We start from the raw sequence: 16421 nt of genomic DNA, 5'->3' as shown, positions 1-16421 counted from the left end.
ACCCACGGTACAAAACCCGCCCGGCATTCCGCCAGTCCCTCCGCCAACCGTTCACCGTTCGTTGGCCCCGCCGTCGCTCCCGCACCCCTTCGCGGGGCCCGGGTGCCCGGCTCCCGGCACCCGGGCCACTCCCGGACCGGTCAGCCGGCGACCGCCTCCCACAGGCTCCACACCCCGAGCCCCAGCATCAGCAGCGCCGCGATCCGCGTGATCAGCTTCAGCGGCACCCGCTTCATCAGGGCCTTCCCGCCGACGATGCCCAGCCCGGCCACCGTCCACAGCGCGAGCACCGCGCCCAGGCCGACGGAGAGCGGGTCGTCGTACCGGGCGGCCAGGTTGGCCGTCATGATCTGGGTGAGATCGCCGAACTCGGCGACCAGGATGAGCATGAAGCCCGCTCCGGACACCTTCCAGAAGGACTGGTTCTCCGGATTGCGGATCTCCTCCTCGCCGTCGTCCTTCCTGAACAGCAGCACCGCGGCACCGCCCAGGAAGAGCACACCGGTGATCGCGCTCACGAGCTGCTGCGGCAGCAGGGTGAGCACGCTGCCCGCCGCCACCGCGAGCGCGACGTGCACCGCGAAGGCGGCGGCGACACCGGCGAAGACGTAGGAGGCCCGGTAACGGGTGCCGAGGACGAGGCCGGCGAGCGCGGTCTTGTCCGGCAGCTCGGCCAGGAAGACGACGCCGAACACGACGGCCGTCACGGTCAGGTTGATCAACGGTTCCTCGATCGGTCGGGGCTGCCCCACCGAGAGTGCTGTACGTTCGCGGACACCTCGGCGCGGCAGCACACGGGGTACCCGCACCGAAGGGCACGGGTGGTGCACTGCTTGCCGAAGGTCTCGCCGGCCGGCCCCTGCGGGACCTGCCTCCGGGCGCCGGCTCAGACGGGCTGAGCAGTATGTCGACGGTCCGGCGAAGGGCTACTCCCCCTCTGCGCCGTCCATGGTACGCGAGGCGCCGCGGCCCGTCTGTGCGCCCGGACACATCACACCCGCACCACATCCGCACCGCCCCGACCCTGGACATGTCATGGGCGCGTCATTAACTTCTCACCCGACCCACCCCTCCGCGTAAGACAGCGAGCCGAGCATTCCCTTGCTCGCACTTCAACGGACCCGCCCCACAAGGGAGTTCGCACATGACGAAGTTCTACGCGCGTCGACGGCTGAGCATAGCCGCGGCGCTCACCGGGCTCATCGCCTCCGCCGGAATGCTCAACGCGACGAGCGCCTCCGCCGCACTCCCCACCCCGGTCAGCGCCTCCACCGCCCGTACCTACCTCGCCTCGCTGCCCGTCGCCACCGAGGTCCGCACCGGCTACAACCGCGACCTCTTCCCCCACTGGATCACCGTCAGTGGCACCTGCAACACCCGCGAGACGATCCTCAAGCGCGACGGCACGAACGTCGTCACCGACTCCTCCTGCGCGTCCACCAGCGGCAGTTGGTACTCCCCGTACGACGGCGCCACCTGGACCGCCGCCTCCGACGTCGACATCGACCACGTCGTCCCGCTCGCCGAGGCGTGGGACTCCGGCGCCCGGAACTGGACCACCGCCCAGCGCCAGGCCTTCGCCAACGACCGGACCCGTCCGCAGCTGCTCGCGGTCACGGACAACGTCAACCAGTCCAAGGGCGACAAGGACCCCGCGGAGTGGATGCCGTCCCGCACCGCCTACCGCTGCACCTACGTGCGCGCCTGGGTGCAGGTGAAGTACTACTACAACCTGTCGGTCGACTCGACCGAGAAGTCCGCCCTCCAGGGGTACCTCGCGAGCTGCTGAGTACCGGGTTCTCCCCGCCGGCCTCCGTCGCTGCGTACCGTACGGGGCGACGGAGGAAGGTGACGCCATGACCGCACTGCGCCTCGGGCCGCTGCTGAGGTACGTCGACGGTTCGTCCGCGACCGTCTGGGTCGAGACGAGCCGGCCGGGCACCGCCGAGGTGCGCTGCGCGGACGGGTCCGGCGGGACGGCCCGCACCTTCCAGGTCGCGGGCCACCACTACGCGCTGGTCGAGGTGACCGGCCTGACCCCGGGCGCGGCGACGCCGTACAAGGTGTTCCTCGACGGCAAACGGGTGTGGCCGCTGCCCGAGGAGGAACCCTTCCGGTCCCTCCCGCCCTCCGTCATCGCCACCCCCGCTCCCGCCACCGACCCCGCCACCGGCCCCGGCCTGCGCGTCGCCTTCGGCTCCTGCCACTGGGCGGCCCCGCCGAGCGGCGAGCACGACCCCGTCGGCCCCGACGCGCTGCACGCCCTGGCCACCCGCATCGCGGCCGACCCGGACGGGGAGCGGCCCGACGTACTGCTCCTCCTGGGCGACCAGGTGTACGCCGACGAGACCTCCGCGGCGACCCGCGCGTACCTCGCCGCCCGCCGCGGTCTCGAGGACCCCCCGGGCGCCGAGGTGGCGGACTACGAGGAGTACACCCACCTCTACGACGAGTCCTGGCTCGACCCCCCGGTGCGCTGGCTGCTGTCCACCGTCCCCACCTGCATGATCTTCGACGACCACGACGTCGTCGACGACTGGAACACCTCCGCCTCCTGGGTCGCCGACATGCGCGCCACCTCCTGGTGGGGGGAGCGGGTGCGCAGCGGCCTGATGTCGTACTGGGTGTACCAGCACCTGGGCAACCTCTCCCCGCGTGAGCTGGCGGCGGACCCCCTGTACGCGTCCGTCCGGGAGAACCCCGACGGTACGGAGGCGCTGCGGGCCTTCGCCGCCGAGGCCGAGGCGGACGCGGCCTCCACCCGCTGGAGCTACCGGCGCGACTTCGGCCGGGTGCGGCTGCTGATGGTGGACAGCAGGGCGGCCCGCGTCCTGACGGAGGGCGAGCGTTCGATGCTCGACCCGGGCGAGGCGGCGTGGCTGCGCGACCAGATGCGGGACGGGCGCGGTGCGTACGACCACCTCCTCATCGGCACCTCCCTGCCCTGGCTGCTGCCGCACCTGGTGCACGACGTCGAGGCGTGGAGTTCCCTGCTGTGCCGGGGCGACAAGGGCCCCCGGTGGGCGCGGTTCGGGGAGCGGCTGCGGCGCGCGGCGGACCTGGAGCACTGGGCGGCGTTCCCGGAGTCCTTCGGGGAGCTGGCGGAGCTGATCGCCGAGGCCGGTACGGGGCCGGACGCCCCGGCGACGGTGTCCGTGCTCTCCGGCGACGTGCACCACGCGTACACGGCCGAGCCGAGCTGGCCGGGACGGGAGCCGGACGCCCGGGTGACCCAGCTGACCTGCTCCCCCGTGCACAACTCCATTCCCCTGTCGATCCGGTGGGGTTTCCGCTTCGGCTGGAGCACCGCCGCCCGCACCCTGGGCCGCGCCTTCGCCCGGCACGGGGGAGCCGGGAAGCCGCCGGTCGCGTGGCGCAGGACGGGCGGGCCGTGGTTCGGCAACCAGCTCATGACGCTGACGCTGCGGGGGCGTTCGGCGGTGCTGCGACTGGACCAGGCACGCGCGGAGAAGCCGCGGGAGACAAGGCCGGAGACCGGAAGCGGACGGCGGACGGGGGCGCGGCTGAGGACGGTGGCGGAGGTCCTGCTGAGCAATTAGCGGGGGGTGCCCCTGCGTTCGGTAGGCCCGGACGCCTCGACAGCGCCCAGCCGTACGTTCTCGGCCTGCTCCGGATCATGGTCGGGCCGCTGTTCGCCTGCCATGGCGCCGCCGAACTCGGCGCCCGCGTCGCCGCGTTCATCTCGTCCGGCGCCTTCGGCCTGGACCGGCTGTCCACCCGGCGCACCCGTGCTCGCGCCGCGCAGCCGGAGCCGCAACCGCAACCACAACCGACGGAGCCGACCCCGGTCGCCGCCTGACGGACCGGCAGTCCGGGACGCGAACTCCGGGCACCGGGCACACGAACATCCCGTGACCTTTCCGTCACATCCCCGGCGTAGGCTCGTAGGCTGTCAAGGCCACCCCTGCCGCTCCCCCCGCGACAACGCGGCACGGTCTGGCCCGCGGGGGAGCCATGGGGAGTTCGGGTGGAGAGTTTCGGGGCGCTGGTCGGCAGTCCATGGGTCTATGCGGTGGTGGCCCTCTCGGTCCTGCTCGACGTGTTCCTGCCGGTGCTGCCGAGCGGGGTCCTGGTGATCGCGGCGGCCACCGCCGCCGCCGCGGGCACCGCGACCGACGTGCCCGACATCCTGGCGCTGACCCTCTGCGCCGCCACCGCCTCCGTCCTGGGCGACCTGGTCGCCTGGCGTCTCGCCTGGCGCGGCGGCGCCCGTCTGGACCGGGCGATCGCCCGGTCGCGCCGGCTGACCGGCGCGCAGGAACGTCTCGGCTCGGCGCTGGCCCGAGGCGGTGGCGGCCTGGTCGTCCTCGCCCGCTTCGCCCCGGCGGGCCGCTCGCTGGTCTCGCTCGGGGCGGGCGCCGCCCGCCGCCGGGCCCGCGACTTCCTGCCCTGGTCGGCGCTGGCGGGCCTGTCCTGGGCCGCCTACAGCGTGGCCCTCGGCTACTTCGGCGCCCACTGGCTGGGCGCGTCCTGGCTCGCCACCGCGGTATCGGTCGGCGCGCTGTTCGCGGCGGGCGCGGGAGCGACCTACCTGGTGCGCCGGCACCCGGTACCGGTGGAGGTCTCGTAGCGACGGCGCGGCCGGGGCGTCGCGGTGGGCCGGGACCGCCCGCTCACCCCGCCTCTCGCGCCGCGCCCGCGCCGCGCACCTCCAGGCCGTCCAGCAGTTCGGCCGTGGCCTCGGCGATCGCGTCCACGGCCCGGTCGAAGACCTCGCGGTTGTGGGCGGCCGGCGCCCGGAAGCCGGACACCTTCCGCACGTACTGCAGGGCGGCGGCCCGGATCTCGTCCTCGGTGGCCTCCTCGGGCAGGGCGGGCGGACGCAGGGTCTTGATACTCCGGCACATGCCCCCAGTCTGACCCCGCCGGGCCCCTGTGGGCCACGAGGGTGAACCACCGGGGAGCCCTCGGGTGACCTGCTCCCCCGAAATCGAACAGGCGTATGATCGGGGGGTGGCCGCGACCTATGACCTTCCGAGTGATCTCCTCGCCGGGCAGGAGGAGTTGCGTCAGGTCCAGGCCGAGCTGTCGGCCCTGTTGAAGCGGCTTCCCTGGTCGGTGGAGCCCGTCGACGGGTTCAGCGACGACGCCGGCCGGCGCCAGGTCGAGCGCCCTGCCTCGCCCGGCTGGACCGAGGACGAACAGGCCGAGGTGGAGAAGCTGCGGCGCCGGGAGCACGAGCTGGTGGTGTTCGTCAGCGCTCATCGCTGCCGGGCGAAGCTCACCGGCGCCGACCGGGTGCACGCCCGCTCCCGGCTGAAGCACGCCCACGCGAACCCGCCCAAGGGCACGGAGCGGTCCCCGTGAGGGCGCCGCCGTCCACAGCGAGAAGGGCCTCCGGAACGTCTCCGGAGGCCCTTGATCGTCACACGGTGGGCGCGGACGGTTTCGAACCGCCGACATCCTGCTTGTAAGGCAGGCGCTCTACCCCTGAGCTACGCACCCGGGACCCGGACACACCGACCAGGCCGAATCGACAGCCTACATGGCCCGGGGCGCGGTCCGGCACACCCCTGTCCCGAGGGCTGTCCGGCACCCTGCCACCGGGGTTTCCCCAGGGTGATCCCTGGATTCCCGGGTGGGGGAAACCCCACCGCGGATCCGGTGGTGGCCCGGATCCCCCGGCGGGTCCCGTGTCCGTACGGTCGACATGCGCCGGAGATCGAGCGCCGCCGTCCGTCCCAGGGGGAGACCGTCATGACCCGCACCACCTGCACGCCCCGCAGCACCGGAACCAACGGTACGGGCGGCACCGCCCGTACCGCCGGCGCCGGCCCCTCCCGTGGCGGGCTCGGGCGCGCGGTCGCTCTCGGCGGGGCCGCCGTGGTGCTCGTCGCGGGGCTGAGCGCCTGCGGGGCGGCGGCCGCGGAGGACACGGACCCCGAGCACCGGTCCTTCGACCTGCCGGGCAGCACCCTCACCGTCGACTCCCGCGACTCCGCGCTCGAGGTCGTGGCCGCGGAAGGGAATCCGTCCGGCAGGATCCAGGTCACCCGGTGGTTCCAGGGCACCGTCGCCCTCGGCTCGGACCCGAAGGTCACCTGGTCGATGGAGGGTGACCAGCTGACCCTGCGCACGCAGTGTTCCGGCATCGTCGCCGTCTGCTCCGCCAAGCACCGCGTCGAGGTGCCCCGCGGGGTCGCCGTGAAGGTCGTGGAGGGCGACGGCAGCGTGCGGGCCCGGGGTTTCCGCGACGCGCTGAGCATCCGTACCACGGACGGGTCCGTGCACGTCACCGACACCACCGGACCCCTGGACCTGCGGACCGGCGACGGGTCGCTGCGGGCCGAGGCCGACTCGCGCACCGTGCGCGCCCGGACCGGTGACGGCTCGCTGCACCTGACGCTGGGCGCCGTCCCCGACCTGGTGGAGTCCCGCAGCGGCGACGGTTCCACCACCGTCGAACTGCCCCGGGCCGCCTACCGGGTGACGGCCACCACCGGTGACGGCGCCGAGCACGTGTCGGTGCCCCGTGACGACACCAGCCCCCATGGGGTGGACGTCCGCACCGGCGACGGAAGTCTCACGGTCCGTACGACGAACTGACCGACCCGTGTGTTCGTCTTCCACCGGTGGGACAATGGCACCGGCAGGGCGAACGACAGTACGGGAGAGGGATGTGACGGCGATACCAGAGCAGCCGTACTCGCCGTCGGGACCACGCGTGCACCGCACGCGTGGTGTTCTGTCTCCTCCCTCGTGGCCACGCCGTCGCACGGTGCGCCTGCGCCGGGCGGCCGGTCCGCTCCGGGACACGCTCGCCCTGATGGCCCTGCCGCTGGTGGCGGCGCCGGTGCTGGCCGCAGCGTTCGCCGGTGGCGGCACCCGGCGCTGGTTCGGCGGGCGGGCCGAGAACCAGCGGGCCGAGGCGCAGACCGCCAAGGACGCGGCGGCCGCCGCGTTCTACGAGCTCGACACCGCCCAGCGGGACCTGCGGATCTCCATCGAGACGATCACCGCCGTCGACAGTTCCCCCGCCGCCCGCCGGGTCGTCGCCGACTTCGAGGCGCTCGGCCGCCGTATCGACGAGGCCAGCCACCAGTACATCGAGGCCATCGACGCCCATGACCTGGACCGCGACGACCTGGAGGCCTCGGTCGCCTCCCGGGCCCGCACCGAGCTGACCGCCGCCAAGGGCGAGCTCGACCGGGTCAAGCGGGAACTGGACCGCTTCACCGACGGCCTGGGTCCCCTCCTCGGCAAGGCCGAGACCCAGCTGGCCCGGCTCGCGCCCGCCGTGGAGCGTGCCCGGCAGGCCCTGCTCGCCGCGTCGAACGCGTTGGACACCGCCCGCGGGTCGGGGCTGCGGGCCGACGACCTCGCCGCCCGGCTCGCCATGCTCTCCCCGGAGCTGACCAAGCTGAACCAGGGCGCCGGGCAGCACGGTGTGCCGCAGACCCTGGAGCGGGCCGAGCAGGTCACCCGTCAGGCCGAGGCCGTCCGCGCGGAGGCCGACCGGCTGCCGGAGCGGGCCGCCGAGACCGACCGCCGACTGGTCTCCCTGCGGACCCGCGCCCAGGCCCTCACCACCCGGTCCACGCAGGTGGAACCGGTCCTCAGCGAACTGCGCCGCCGCTTCACCGCCGCCTGCTGGCAGGACCTGCAGCACGTCCCCGAGGTGGCCGCGGAGAACGTGCGCCAGGCCGAGAGCAGGCTCGCCGAGGCGAGAACCGCGCGCGAGGAACAGCGCTGGGCGGACGCGACCGCCCTGCTGTCGACCGTACGGGCGCTGTTGAACACGACCGACGAGGCGGTGTCCGCCGCCGGTGACCGGCTGCGCCGGCTGAACGCCGTGCAGAAGGACCCCGAGCAGGAGATCGAACGCACCCGCTTCGCCATCCGGGACGCCCAGCGCCTGGCCATGGCCGGCCGCCACACCCCGGACCCGCGCCACGCCCACCCGCTGGACGCCGCCGTGGCCCGCCTGGACCGGGCCGTCGACGCCCTGGAGGGCCGTCACCCCGACTACTGGCACTTCCTGACGGAGACGGAGGCGGTCCGCGAGTCGGTGGCACAGGTGGTGGCCCTGATCCGCGAGGACCGCGGCGGCTCCGCCGGCTGACCGGCACGGCTCCCCCGCACACCGCTCTCCCCCGCCACGAACAGGGAAGTGCCGGTTAACCTGTGCGCATGCCTCGTTATGAGTACCGCTGCCGGACCTGCGGCGACACCTTCGAACTGAGCCGTCCCATGGCGGAGTCCGCCGCCCCGGCCGACTGTCCGTCGGGACACGACGACACGGTGAAGCTCCTGTCCACGGTCGCCGTGGGCGGTGCCGCCTCCGCCCCGGCCGCCGCACCCCGTGCGAGCGGGGGTGGCGGGGGCGGCTGCTGCGGCGGGGGCTGCTGCGGCTGACGGCCCCGGCCGCTCAGCACTCCCCGGTGACCGGTCACCGGTCACCGACCGGCAAGGATCCCGGTGATCACCGGCAGGGGCCCCTGCCGGTGCCGTCAGCGTGACGTGCGGGCCGTGTGCAGGAACTCCCGCAGGATGCGTTCGCCGGCCAGCACCCCGCGCTCGGGCAGTGCCGTGGTCCCGGGGGCCGTCCAGCCGGCGTCGGCCAGTTCGCCGTGGCCGGGGCGCCAGCCCCGGTCGGCGGCGAGCAGCAGGTCGGCGTCGAGGAGGGAGTCGCCGGCCGCGAGGGTGAGGTCGGCGCCGGTGCGGCGGGCGACCTCACGCATGGCCGCGCTCTTGGTGAGCGGCTTCGGTACGGCGTAGATCTTGCGGCCCTGCAGGGAGACCGTCCAGCCCCGGTGCTCCGCCCACACGGCGAGTTCCTTCACCCACTCCTCGTCCAGCAGCCGACGCTCGACGACGAGGTAGGCGAAGAGGTCCTCGGCGACCCGGTGCTTGAGGGTCCAGGCCGGTTCGGCGGTCCGCAGCAGATGGTCCTGCACCTCGGAGAGCGGGGCGCACTCGGCGGCGAGGCGCGCGGTCACCCGGGCCTGCCAGTCGGGGTCGGACACGCCGTCGACCAGGAGATGGCCGCCGTTGGCACAGATGGCGTAGGCCGGCGGGGGGCCGGGCAGGCTGATGCGCCCGTACTGCTCGCGGGTGCGGGTGGTCGTCGGTACGAACACCGCGCTGTCACCCAGTTCGGCGAGCAGTCCGGCCGCCGTCTCCGTCATGAAGGACAGCGGGCGGCTCTCGTAGACCTCCACGCACAGCAGGCGGGGCGCCTCGGCGTCGGGCACGGCCAGGGCGAGCGCGCCGGCGGAGTAGATGAGCGTGCGGTCGAGGTCACTGGCGACGAGGACGGTCATCAGCGGGTCACCGCCCTGCCGTCGGCGCCGGTCGCGCCGCGCGTGTACCGGGGGTGGATCAACCCGACGCAGGTGTACGGGAGTCCGTCGACCTCCTCGACGGGGACGCCCCGCTGTTCGGCCAGCAGCCGGACGTGGTCGAGGTCGCTGCCCGCCCCGGCCCGCGCCAGTATCTTCCAGGGCACCCGGCGCAGCAGCACCCGGGTGGTCTCGCCGACGCCGGGCTTGACGAGGTTCACGTCGTGGATGCCGTACTCCTCACTGATGCGTTCGACGGCGGCCCAGCCCTCCCAGGTGGGGGTGCGGTCGGTGGCGAGCAGTTCCTTGGCCTGGGCGCAGGCTGCGTCCGTGACCTCGGGGAAGCGGGCGGCGACGGCGTCCAGGAAGGCCACCGAGGCGTCCGCGTCGGCGAGTTCGCGGTAGAACTTGGCACCGTGGAAGTCGTCCGGGCCGACCAGGTCGGCCCGCAGCACGGTGCGTGAGACGAGGCCGGAGACGGTCGAGTTGAGGCAGGCGGAGGGGATCAGGTAGTCCTCGCGGGTGCCGTAGGTCCGTACGCAGGAGCCGGGATCGGCCAGCACCGCGATCTCCGGGTCGAAGCCGGTGACGCCGTGGGACTTCTCGAACTCCTCGACGGCCTGGGCGAGTTCACGGGTGATGGCACCCTTGCCGGTCCAGCCGTCGACGAAGACGACGTCCCGGGGGTCGTGATGCTCGGCCAGCCAGCGCAGCGCGTTGGCGTCGATGCCGCGGCCGCGGACGATGGAGACGGCGTAGTGCGGGAGGTCGAGCTGGTGCCGGTGCCGGGCCCAGCGGCGCATCAGGATGCCGACGGGGGTGCCGGCGCGGGCCAGGGAGACCAGGACCGGGCGCGGTGACCTCTCCGCGAGGACGGTCTCGGTGACCACGCCGACCGCGTGGGCGAGGCGGGCCGCCGAGGTCTCGAGGGCCGCGTGGAAGAGCTGCTGGTACTGCTCGCTCGGCTGGTACTCGACGGGCAGCGACTCGGCGTAGTGCGCGCCGCCGCTCTGGATGGCCTCCTCGCGCTCCTCGGTCGGCGCCTCCAGGGTGACGTCCGAGAGGTCCTGGAGCAGCCAGCCGACCTCCTCGGGCGCGTACGAGGAGAAGGCGGGGCCGCGGAGGGGCTCGGGCAGCATGGAGGCGGGCCTTTCGAGGGCGTCGGGTCCGGCGGGTCCGGCGGGTACGTCGGGTCCGGCAGGTCCGTAGGAGGGCGCGGGGACGTACGACGGTATGACCGCGAGGAGGACCTGCGGGGTGTGCGCGGCGAGCTCGGCCAGCAGACCGCCGGGCGCGTGCAGCGCGGGGGTGTCGGCGGCCGAGTCGACGACCGCGACCACGGCGTCGAAGCCGGCGCCCGCGACGTTGTAGGCGTAGCGCTCGCCGGGACCGTCGGCGGGGTCGTCGTGGGCGGGGAAGACCAGCCGGGTGCGTATCGCGTAGCCGGGGTCGTCGACGGCGAGGACGGGTGAGCGGGTGGTGGTCGAGAAGCGCGCCTCGACGCCCCTCTGCTCCAGCGCGTGGGCGAGGCGGAGCGGGGCGTACATCAGCTCCTCGAAGCCGAGGACGAGCACGCGGTGCGCGCCGTCGGGGAGTGCCGCTGCGAGGCGGGCCGCCATGTCGGGCAGTGCGCTCTCCAGGCGGGCGCGGTGCGCGGGGGTGAAGCCGTGGCGTCCGCCGTCGGGAAGGCCACAAGGCCAGCCCAGATCCACCCGTGTGAGCTTGCCGTCCGGGTGCGGGCCGTCTCGGGTCGATCGCGCCCGCGCGGCGGTGGCCGCAGATTCGGCTGCGTCCCGCGCCCCCAGGGGGTGGTTCCCGCCGTCGGCCGCACGGCCGAGGGCACCGGCGTCCCCCGTGGCACCCTCGTACCGCGCGACCAGCTCCTGTCCCTTCTCCAGGACGCCCTCCGGCAGCCGCACCGTGCCCGCCACGGTCGTCACCAGGTCGATGCGCGCCCCGATCTCGCGGGCGAACTCGTCCAGCCGCCCGGCGTCGGCGGGCGAGCGCATGTCGACCAGGGCGACCACGACGTACCGCGTCCGCGGATACCGCGCCTGCAGATCGCGCACGGTGTTCAGCACCGTGTTGCCCGTGGAGAACTCGTCGTCGACCAGGACCAGCGGCCCGTCCCCGGCCAGCAGCCCGGGGTCCTCGGGGAGCAGCAGGTGCGAGGTCGCGTGGGAGTGGGACTCCTCGAAACCGCCCGCCGTGGCCACCCCGGGGACCGGGCGGCGCGTGGAGTGCAGGCAGGGGGCGCCGCCCAGGCCGTCGGCGACCGAGTGGCCGAGGCCGGTCGCGGTCTCCGCGTACCCGAGGACCACGGCCCGGTGGGCCTGTTCGCCCAGCAGTTCGCGGACCCGGCGGCCGAGGGCGACACCGTGACCGTAGACGACCGACGGCGGGCTGGGTACGTGCTTGCCGAGGACGTTGGACACCAGCAGGTGGGCCCGTTTGGGGTTGCGGCGCAGGGCCAGGCCCAGCAGTCCGGTCAGCCGGTCGTCGCCGGCCAGTTCGACGCCGAGCCGCTCCGCGACCCAGCTCCCGGACCAGACGCTCCCACCGGTCGCGCCCTCGCCGGTCGGTGCCCCGTCGCGCGCCTCACGGCGCACTGCCTCGTTCACTGACTTCTCACTGCCTTCTCCATGAGGTCTCTTGCCGTCGCTCCGGTACGTCACTCCGCCAGGCCGGCCGCGAGCAGTTCCACGAACCCGATGTCCTCGTTGGCGACGCCGAAGACCTCGGCGCGCAGCAGGGTCCGCTCGGCCCAGGCGCGGTGCGGCTTCACCTCGTTCATCTTGTTCGTGTACGCCGACCTCAGGACGCCCCCGCCGTCGCGTTCCGGCCGGAGGATGTCCTGCGCGTCGCTGTACTCCTCGTGACTGACGACGGACAGCGCGTGCACGGGCAGCACGTGCGAGGGGTGGATGCAGGTCTTGCCCTGCAGTCCGTTGGCCCGGTCCAGGGAGATCTCCCTCAGCAGGCCGTCCATGGCGTGCTCGATCAGTGTCGCGCGCAGTTCCACGGCCTGTACCTCCAGGAAGGGGCTCTGCCGCAGTTGTGGCTTGAACATGCGTTCCTGGACCCGGAAGTACTCCCAGACCGGTCCCGTCACGGTGAATCCGGTGCCGTCGGCACGGGCCAGCATGTTCACCACGTCGGCGATCACGGAGGCGACGATCTGGATGTCGTAGGCGGTCATGTCGGGGCCGCGGCGCAGCCCGTACGGGGAGCAGAAGTCGGTCACGCCGAGGCGCAGGGCGAGGACCCGGTCACGGTACTTGTCGACCGCGCGGAGGATGCCTTCGAGGGTCTCCACGCGTGTCTCGCGGTAGAGCAGCTCCGGCGACTCCAGTACCGGCATGGCGAAGAGGCGGTGACCGCTCTCGGCCTCGGCGAGGGCGAGGGCCTCCAGGAAGGGCACGCCGCGTTCCTCGGTGAACTTCGGCAGGACGAATCCGGACAGCAACGGGAGGGCGGGGCCGAGACGCCGGACGAGGTCCGGTATCTGGTCGGGGGTCCGGACCCGGACGAACAGCAGCGGCAGATCGGCCTCCGGCCGGGCGGCCAGGTCGGCGAACTGGCGGACGAGGTTCGCCTCGCCGGCGATCACGTCCTCGTCGCCGATGGAGTCCTCCAGGCACAGCACCATCGAGACCACGCCGCGCCCTGCCTGCTTGACCACGTCGTCGGCGAGCCGGGGGCGGGTGGCGGGGCTGTACAGCGTGGCGCCGAGGGCCGTGGAGAGCAGACGGGCCGGTGACTCCTGTGTGAACACGCCCGGCTCCCGGTGGAAGAGACGTTTCCGCACCGCCGGGGCGATCTGTCCGAAGTGATGCATTGAACTCCCCCGTGGCCGTTGGGCATGCTGTGGAATGTCGGAAGGTGGCCGGTAATAGTACGTACGGAACGATGTCGGCGGTTCCCGCCCGGTGTGAACTCCGGGGGTCCCGACGGTGTCGTTCCCCTACCGTCTCGATACCCCCGCATTGTCGTGGTCAGGACGGAGAGGGCAGGATGACCGCATGACGCACGCCATGCTGAAGGGGTCGAACGTCCCGCTCCAAGCCACCACGGTACGCGCCGTCCTGCGCTGGTCCCCGGGGCAGGGTGTGCCGGACGTGGACGCGTCCGCGCTGCTCCTGGGGCTCGACGACCGGGTGCGCTCGGACGAGGACTTCGTCTTCTACAACCAGCCCCGGCACCCGTCCGGCACGGTGTGGCGGCTCGGCAAGAAGCGGGTCGCCGAGGAGCTGACCGACACGATCCAGACAGACCTCGACGGGGTCGAGGACGGCGTGGGGCGGATCCTGCTGGTGGCGTCGGCGGACGGCGTCACCTTCGACCGGGTGCACACGCTGCGCATCCTGCTGTTCGACGCGCAGGCGCCCGACGCGGAGCCGCTGGCGTACTTCGACGTCAAGCCGGAGACGGGCCAGGAGACGGCGCTGATCTGCGGTGAGCTGTACCGGCGCGGGGAGGGCTGGAAGTTCCGGGCGCTCGGCGAGGGCTACTCGAACGGACTGAAGGGCCTGGCGACGGACTTCGGCATCTCGGTGGACGAGTCGGAGGCGGCGCAGGACCCCTCGGCCCCCGACCCCGGCCGGCCGGACACGTCCGCCTCGACCGGGGCCCCGGTCCCTCCCGAGGAGCTGACCCAGCCGCAGGCCCCGTCCGCGGCGGACCTGTCCGGGCCCATGCCGCCCGAGCAGCCGGCGGGGGTGCCGGCCCAGCCCGCGTACGGGTATCCGCCGCAGCAGCCCCCGGCCGCGCAGCCGGCGTACGGCTACCCGCAGACGACCGGGCGGCCCGCCTACGGCTACCCGCAGACATCGCCCGCGGCGGCCGCGGTGGGGGCGCCGTCCGGCTACGGCTACCCGCCCCCCGCGCCCGGCGCCCCCGACCCCGACTTCCGCCTGCCCCCGCAGGGACCTCAGTTCATCGGGCGGTAGAGCCCGGTCCGGAGGGGCCCCGGCACGACCGGGGCCCTGGCGCAACCGGGTCCCTAACGGTCCACCTTCGACTTGAAGCCGCGGCCCCACTGCAGGCCCCACCCGTACAGCCGGTCGAGCTCCGCCTGGAAGCCGTAGACGAACTTCACCTCGCGGTGGACCACGATCTCGCCCTTGACGTTCTCGATCATCACCACCGCGCAGGAGCGGGCCTGCGGATGGCGTTCGTCCAGGCCTATCTCGATCCGCGGGCCATTGCTCGGGAACAGGGTGACGATGGCGTGCGTGCGGTCGAAGGCGGGCGTCTGGTCGTAGATGTACGCGAAGACCAGCAGGCGCTTGATGTGCTCACGCTGGTCCAGGTTGACGTAGATCGTCTCACCGGACGCCGAGCCGAACCGGTCGTCGCCGCTGAGCTTGACGTACGGCGGCGCGTTGACGTCGCCGAGGAGGCCGCCGAGCGGCTGGACCACGCCCTTGGTGCCGTCCTGGAGTTCGTACAGGCAGCCCAGGTCCAGGTCGACGTTGACCATGCTCTGGCTGTGGGCGACGACCTCCGGGGGCTTGAGCGCCTTGAGCGGGTGCCGCAGCAGGCTCTCCCGCTGGAAGCCGCCCAGGTCGGAGGTCCGCATCCGCCAGCTCAGGTTGATCCGCAGATGGCCGTTGGCCGCGCCCTGTTTGGTCAGGGACACCTGCGCGTACCGTTTGGTCAGCTCGATGGCGTTGGTGGCCGCGTTGCCCGAGTCGAAGGCCGTCTCTTTCCCGCGCCACAGTCCGTCCAGAAAGCCCATTCCCGCCCCAAGTCCGCTCGTGGAACCCCGCCGGCCCCGCTGCCGTGCCGTCCCGCCGTCCCGTTGTCCCGCCGTTCCGCCGCCCCCGCAACGGCCGACGGGGCGGCCCCGAGGAGTGGTTCCTCGACGGCCGCCCCGAACAGAGCGTTCCTCACGCGGAGGGCTGTCACACCCCGGACGAGACCTCGGTCTTCTCCGGGGTTCCCCCGGCCGCCGCGATCGCCTTGTTGCGGCGCACGGAGGACCAGAAGGAGGCACCGATCAGGACGACGCCGATCAGGCCGGTGATGATCTCGTTGATCTCGTACTGGATCGTGATGAGCAGCAGGGCGGCGAGCGCGCCGATGGCGTAGTGCGCGCCGTGCTCCAGGTAGACGTACTCGTCGAGGGTGCCCTGGCGGACCAGGTAGACCGTCAGCGAACGGACGTACATGGCGCCGATGCCCAGGCCCAGGGCCATCAGCACGATGTCGTTGGTGATGGCAAAGGCGCCGATCACACCGTCGAAGGAGAAGGAGGCGTCCAGGACCTCGAGGTAGAGGAACATGAAGAACGCGGCCTTGCCGGCCATCGCGACCGCCGTGCGGGGCTTTCCGGCGCGCGCGGCCTTCTCCTCCTCCTCGTGCTCGCGTTCCTCGTCCTCTTCGAGCTTGTCCTCGAAGTAGCCGGAGAGTCCGCCCACGATCATGTAGGTGATCAGACCCCCGATGCCGGCGAGGAGGACGGTCTCCGCCTTGTCGACGTGGAGGCCGCCGTGCTGGTGGGCGTTGGCCCCGACGGTCATGGAGGCGATCAGCAGGACGATCAGCGCGACGCAGACCGACAGCATGTCGACCTTGCCGAGCTTGGAGAGCGGGCGCTCGATCCAGGTCAGCCACTTGATCTCCCGCTCCTCGAACACGAAGTCCAGGAAGATCATCAGCAGGAACATGCCACCGAACGCGGCGATCGACGGGTGGGCGTCGGTGACGAGTTGCTGGTACTGGTCCTTGTCGTCGAAGGCGAGCTTGACCGCTTCGATCGGACCGAGCTGGGCACTGAGGGCGACGATCACGACGGGGAAGACCAGCCGCATACCGAAGACGGCGATCAGGATGCCGATCGTGAGGAAGATCTTCTGCCAGAAGGCATTCATCTTCTTCAGGATCCCGGCGTTGACCACCGCGTTGTCGAAGGACAGCGAGATCTCGAGGATCGACAGGATCGCCACGATGCCAAAGGCGGTCCACCCCCCGAAAAGGATCGCTGCGACCAGGCCGAGCGCGGTGACCGCGAACGACCAGCCGAAGGTTTTCAGAACCACTGGCTACCCCATCATGTGTTGGGGGCTCCACCGGACGATCTTCCGGAGGAGACTCTCCCCGCTGCCGAAGGCGGCT

General features: G+C 72.6%; 16 protein-coding genes and 1 tRNA gene. 9 read left to right on the top strand and 8 right to left on the bottom strand.

Annotated elements, in window-relative coordinates; translation table 11 throughout:
- Positions 1-140 precede the first annotated feature (140 nt).
- Complete coding sequence (locus PYS65_RS25505; protein WP_279338072.1) at positions 141-722, bottom strand: TMEM165/GDT1 family protein; 582 nt, start codon at positions 720-722, stop codon at positions 141-143.
- 422 nt (positions 723-1144) lie between these two features.
- Here PYS65_RS25505 and PYS65_RS25500 point away from each other — a divergent pair, with 422 nt between their 5' ends.
- The 4 genes from PYS65_RS25500 to PYS65_RS25485 all read left to right on the top strand — a co-directional run bounded on the left by PYS65_RS25500 (position 1145) and on the right by PYS65_RS25485 (position 4591).
- Positions 1145-1789: an HNH endonuclease family protein gene (locus PYS65_RS25500; RefSeq protein WP_279336266.1), complete on the top strand. Its 645-nt coding sequence runs from the start codon at positions 1145-1147 to the stop codon at positions 1787-1789.
- A gap of 67 nt (positions 1790-1856) precedes the next feature.
- Positions 1857-3560, top strand: coding sequence for an alkaline phosphatase D family protein (locus PYS65_RS25495; RefSeq protein WP_279336265.1), 1704 nt, complete (start codon positions 1857-1859; stop codon positions 3558-3560).
- Positions 3561-3637: 77 nt separating this feature from the next.
- Positions 3638-3820 (top strand): hypothetical protein, encoded by a 183-nt coding sequence (locus PYS65_RS25490; protein WP_279336264.1) that lies wholly within the window; start codon positions 3638-3640, stop codon positions 3818-3820.
- 168 nt (positions 3821-3988) lie between these two features.
- Complete coding sequence (locus tag PYS65_RS25485; protein ID WP_279336263.1) at positions 3989-4591, top strand: DedA family protein; 603 nt, start codon at positions 3989-3991, stop codon at positions 4589-4591.
- A 43-nt stretch (positions 4592-4634) separates the two neighbouring features.
- On the opposite strand, the gene PYS65_RS25480 is transcribed toward PYS65_RS25485, so the two are convergent.
- Positions 4635-4868 carry a DUF2277 domain-containing protein gene (locus tag PYS65_RS25480; protein WP_279336262.1) on the bottom strand — a complete coding sequence of 78 codons (234 nt, stop codon included), beginning with the start codon at positions 4866-4868 and terminating at the stop codon, positions 4635-4637.
- A 106-nt stretch (positions 4869-4974) separates the two neighbouring features.
- Between PYS65_RS25480 and PYS65_RS25475 the strand changes: the two genes are divergently transcribed.
- On the top strand, positions 4975-5328 hold the full coding sequence (locus PYS65_RS25475; protein WP_279336261.1) for a hypothetical protein: 354 nt from the start codon (positions 4975-4977) through the stop codon (positions 5326-5328).
- Between the two features lie 66 nt (positions 5329-5394).
- Here the strand turns inward: PYS65_RS25475 and PYS65_RS25470 are convergent.
- Positions 5395-5466 (bottom strand) — tRNA-Val (locus tag PYS65_RS25470).
- Positions 5467-5718: 252 nt separating this feature from the next.
- Here PYS65_RS25470 and PYS65_RS25465 point away from each other — a divergent pair.
- The 3 genes from PYS65_RS25465 to PYS65_RS25455 all read left to right on the top strand — a co-directional run bounded on the left by PYS65_RS25465 (position 5719) and on the right by PYS65_RS25455 (position 8376).
- On the top strand, positions 5719-6567 hold the full coding sequence (locus PYS65_RS25465; RefSeq protein WP_279336260.1) for a DUF4097 family beta strand repeat-containing protein: 849 nt from the start codon (positions 5719-5721) through the stop codon (positions 6565-6567).
- A 73-nt stretch (positions 6568-6640) separates the two neighbouring features.
- Positions 6641-8083 (top strand): hypothetical protein, encoded by a 1443-nt coding sequence (locus PYS65_RS25460; protein WP_279336259.1) that lies wholly within the window; start codon positions 6641-6643, stop codon positions 8081-8083.
- Between the two features lie 68 nt (positions 8084-8151).
- Entirely contained in the window at positions 8152-8376 is a 225-nt protein-coding gene (locus PYS65_RS25455) for an FmdB family zinc ribbon protein (protein ID WP_279336258.1), read from the top strand.
- A 95-nt stretch (positions 8377-8471) separates the two neighbouring features.
- On the opposite strand, the gene PYS65_RS25450 is transcribed toward PYS65_RS25455, so the two are convergent.
- The 3 genes from PYS65_RS25450 to PYS65_RS25440 are packed head-to-tail and all read right to left on the bottom strand — an operon-like array spanning position 8472 to position 13140.
- Positions 8472-9284, bottom strand: coding sequence for an HAD family hydrolase (locus PYS65_RS25450; RefSeq protein WP_279336257.1), 813 nt, complete (start codon positions 9282-9284; stop codon positions 8472-8474).
- On the bottom strand, positions 9284-11923 hold the full coding sequence (locus PYS65_RS25445) for a phosphoribosyltransferase (RefSeq protein WP_423836122.1): 2640 nt from the start codon (positions 11921-11923) through the stop codon (positions 9284-9286). The genes PYS65_RS25450 and PYS65_RS25445 overlap by 1 nt, the downstream gene beginning before the upstream one ends.
- Before the next feature lie 50 nt (positions 11924-11973).
- On the bottom strand, positions 11974-13140 hold the full coding sequence (locus PYS65_RS25440) for an HpcH/HpaI aldolase/citrate lyase family protein (RefSeq protein ID WP_279336256.1): 1167 nt from the start codon (positions 13138-13140) through the stop codon (positions 11974-11976).
- 184 nt (positions 13141-13324) lie between these two features.
- Between PYS65_RS25440 and PYS65_RS25435 the strand changes: the two genes are divergently transcribed.
- Positions 13325-14251, top strand: a complete 927-nt coding sequence (locus tag PYS65_RS25435; protein ID WP_279336255.1) for a TerD family protein — start codon at positions 13325-13327, stop codon at positions 14249-14251.
- Positions 14252-14304: 53 nt separating this feature from the next.
- Here PYS65_RS25435 and PYS65_RS25430 read toward each other — a convergent pair whose 3' ends face one another.
- Complete coding sequence (locus PYS65_RS25430) at positions 14305-15042, bottom strand: TerD family protein (RefSeq protein WP_279336254.1); 738 nt, start codon at positions 15040-15042, stop codon at positions 14305-14307.
- Between the two features lie 166 nt (positions 15043-15208).
- The gene (locus PYS65_RS25425; RefSeq protein WP_279336253.1) at positions 15209-16345 is read right to left on the bottom strand and encodes a DUF475 domain-containing protein; all 1137 of its coding nucleotides are present in this window, start codon (positions 16343-16345) and stop codon (positions 15209-15211) included.
- Positions 16346-16421 lie beyond the last annotated feature (76 nt).

Source organism: Streptomyces cathayae (assembly GCF_029760955.1).
Lineage (GTDB): Bacteria > Actinomycetota > Actinomycetes > Streptomycetales > Streptomycetaceae > Streptomyces > Streptomyces cathayae.
The sequence above is the reverse complement of the archived record's forward strand: the minus strand, read 5'-3'. Positions and strand labels throughout refer to the sequence as shown.

Coding starts and splice junctions, on each gene's coding strand:
- PYS65_RS25500 (WP_279336266.1), top strand. CDS start 1,145: ATGACGAAGTTCTACGCGCGTCGACGGCTGAGCATAGCCGCGGCGCTC.
- PYS65_RS25495 (WP_279336265.1), top strand. CDS start 1,857: ATGACCGCACTGCGCCTCGGGCCGCTGCTGAGGTACGTCGACGGTTCG.
- PYS65_RS25490 (WP_279336264.1), top strand. CDS start 3,638: ATGGTCGGGCCGCTGTTCGCCTGCCATGGCGCCGCCGAACTCGGCGCC.
- PYS65_RS25480 (WP_279336262.1), bottom strand. CDS start 4,868: ATGTGCCGGAGTATCAAGACCCTGCGTCCGCCCGCCCTGCCCGAGGAG.
- PYS65_RS25465 (WP_279336260.1), top strand. CDS start 5,719: ATGACCCGCACCACCTGCACGCCCCGCAGCACCGGAACCAACGGTACG.
- PYS65_RS25455 (WP_279336258.1), top strand. CDS start 8,152: ATGCCTCGTTATGAGTACCGCTGCCGGACCTGCGGCGACACCTTCGAA.
- PYS65_RS25450 (WP_279336257.1), bottom strand. CDS start 9,284: ATGACCGTCCTCGTCGCCAGTGACCTCGACCGCACGCTCATCTACTCC.
- PYS65_RS25440 (WP_279336256.1), bottom strand. CDS start 13,140: ATGCATCACTTCGGACAGATCGCCCCGGCGGTGCGGAAACGTCTCTTC.
- PYS65_RS25435 (WP_279336255.1), top strand. CDS start 13,325: ATGACGCACGCCATGCTGAAGGGGTCGAACGTCCCGCTCCAAGCCACC.
- PYS65_RS25430 (WP_279336254.1), bottom strand. CDS start 15,042: ATGGGCTTTCTGGACGGACTGTGGCGCGGGAAAGAGACGGCCTTCGAC.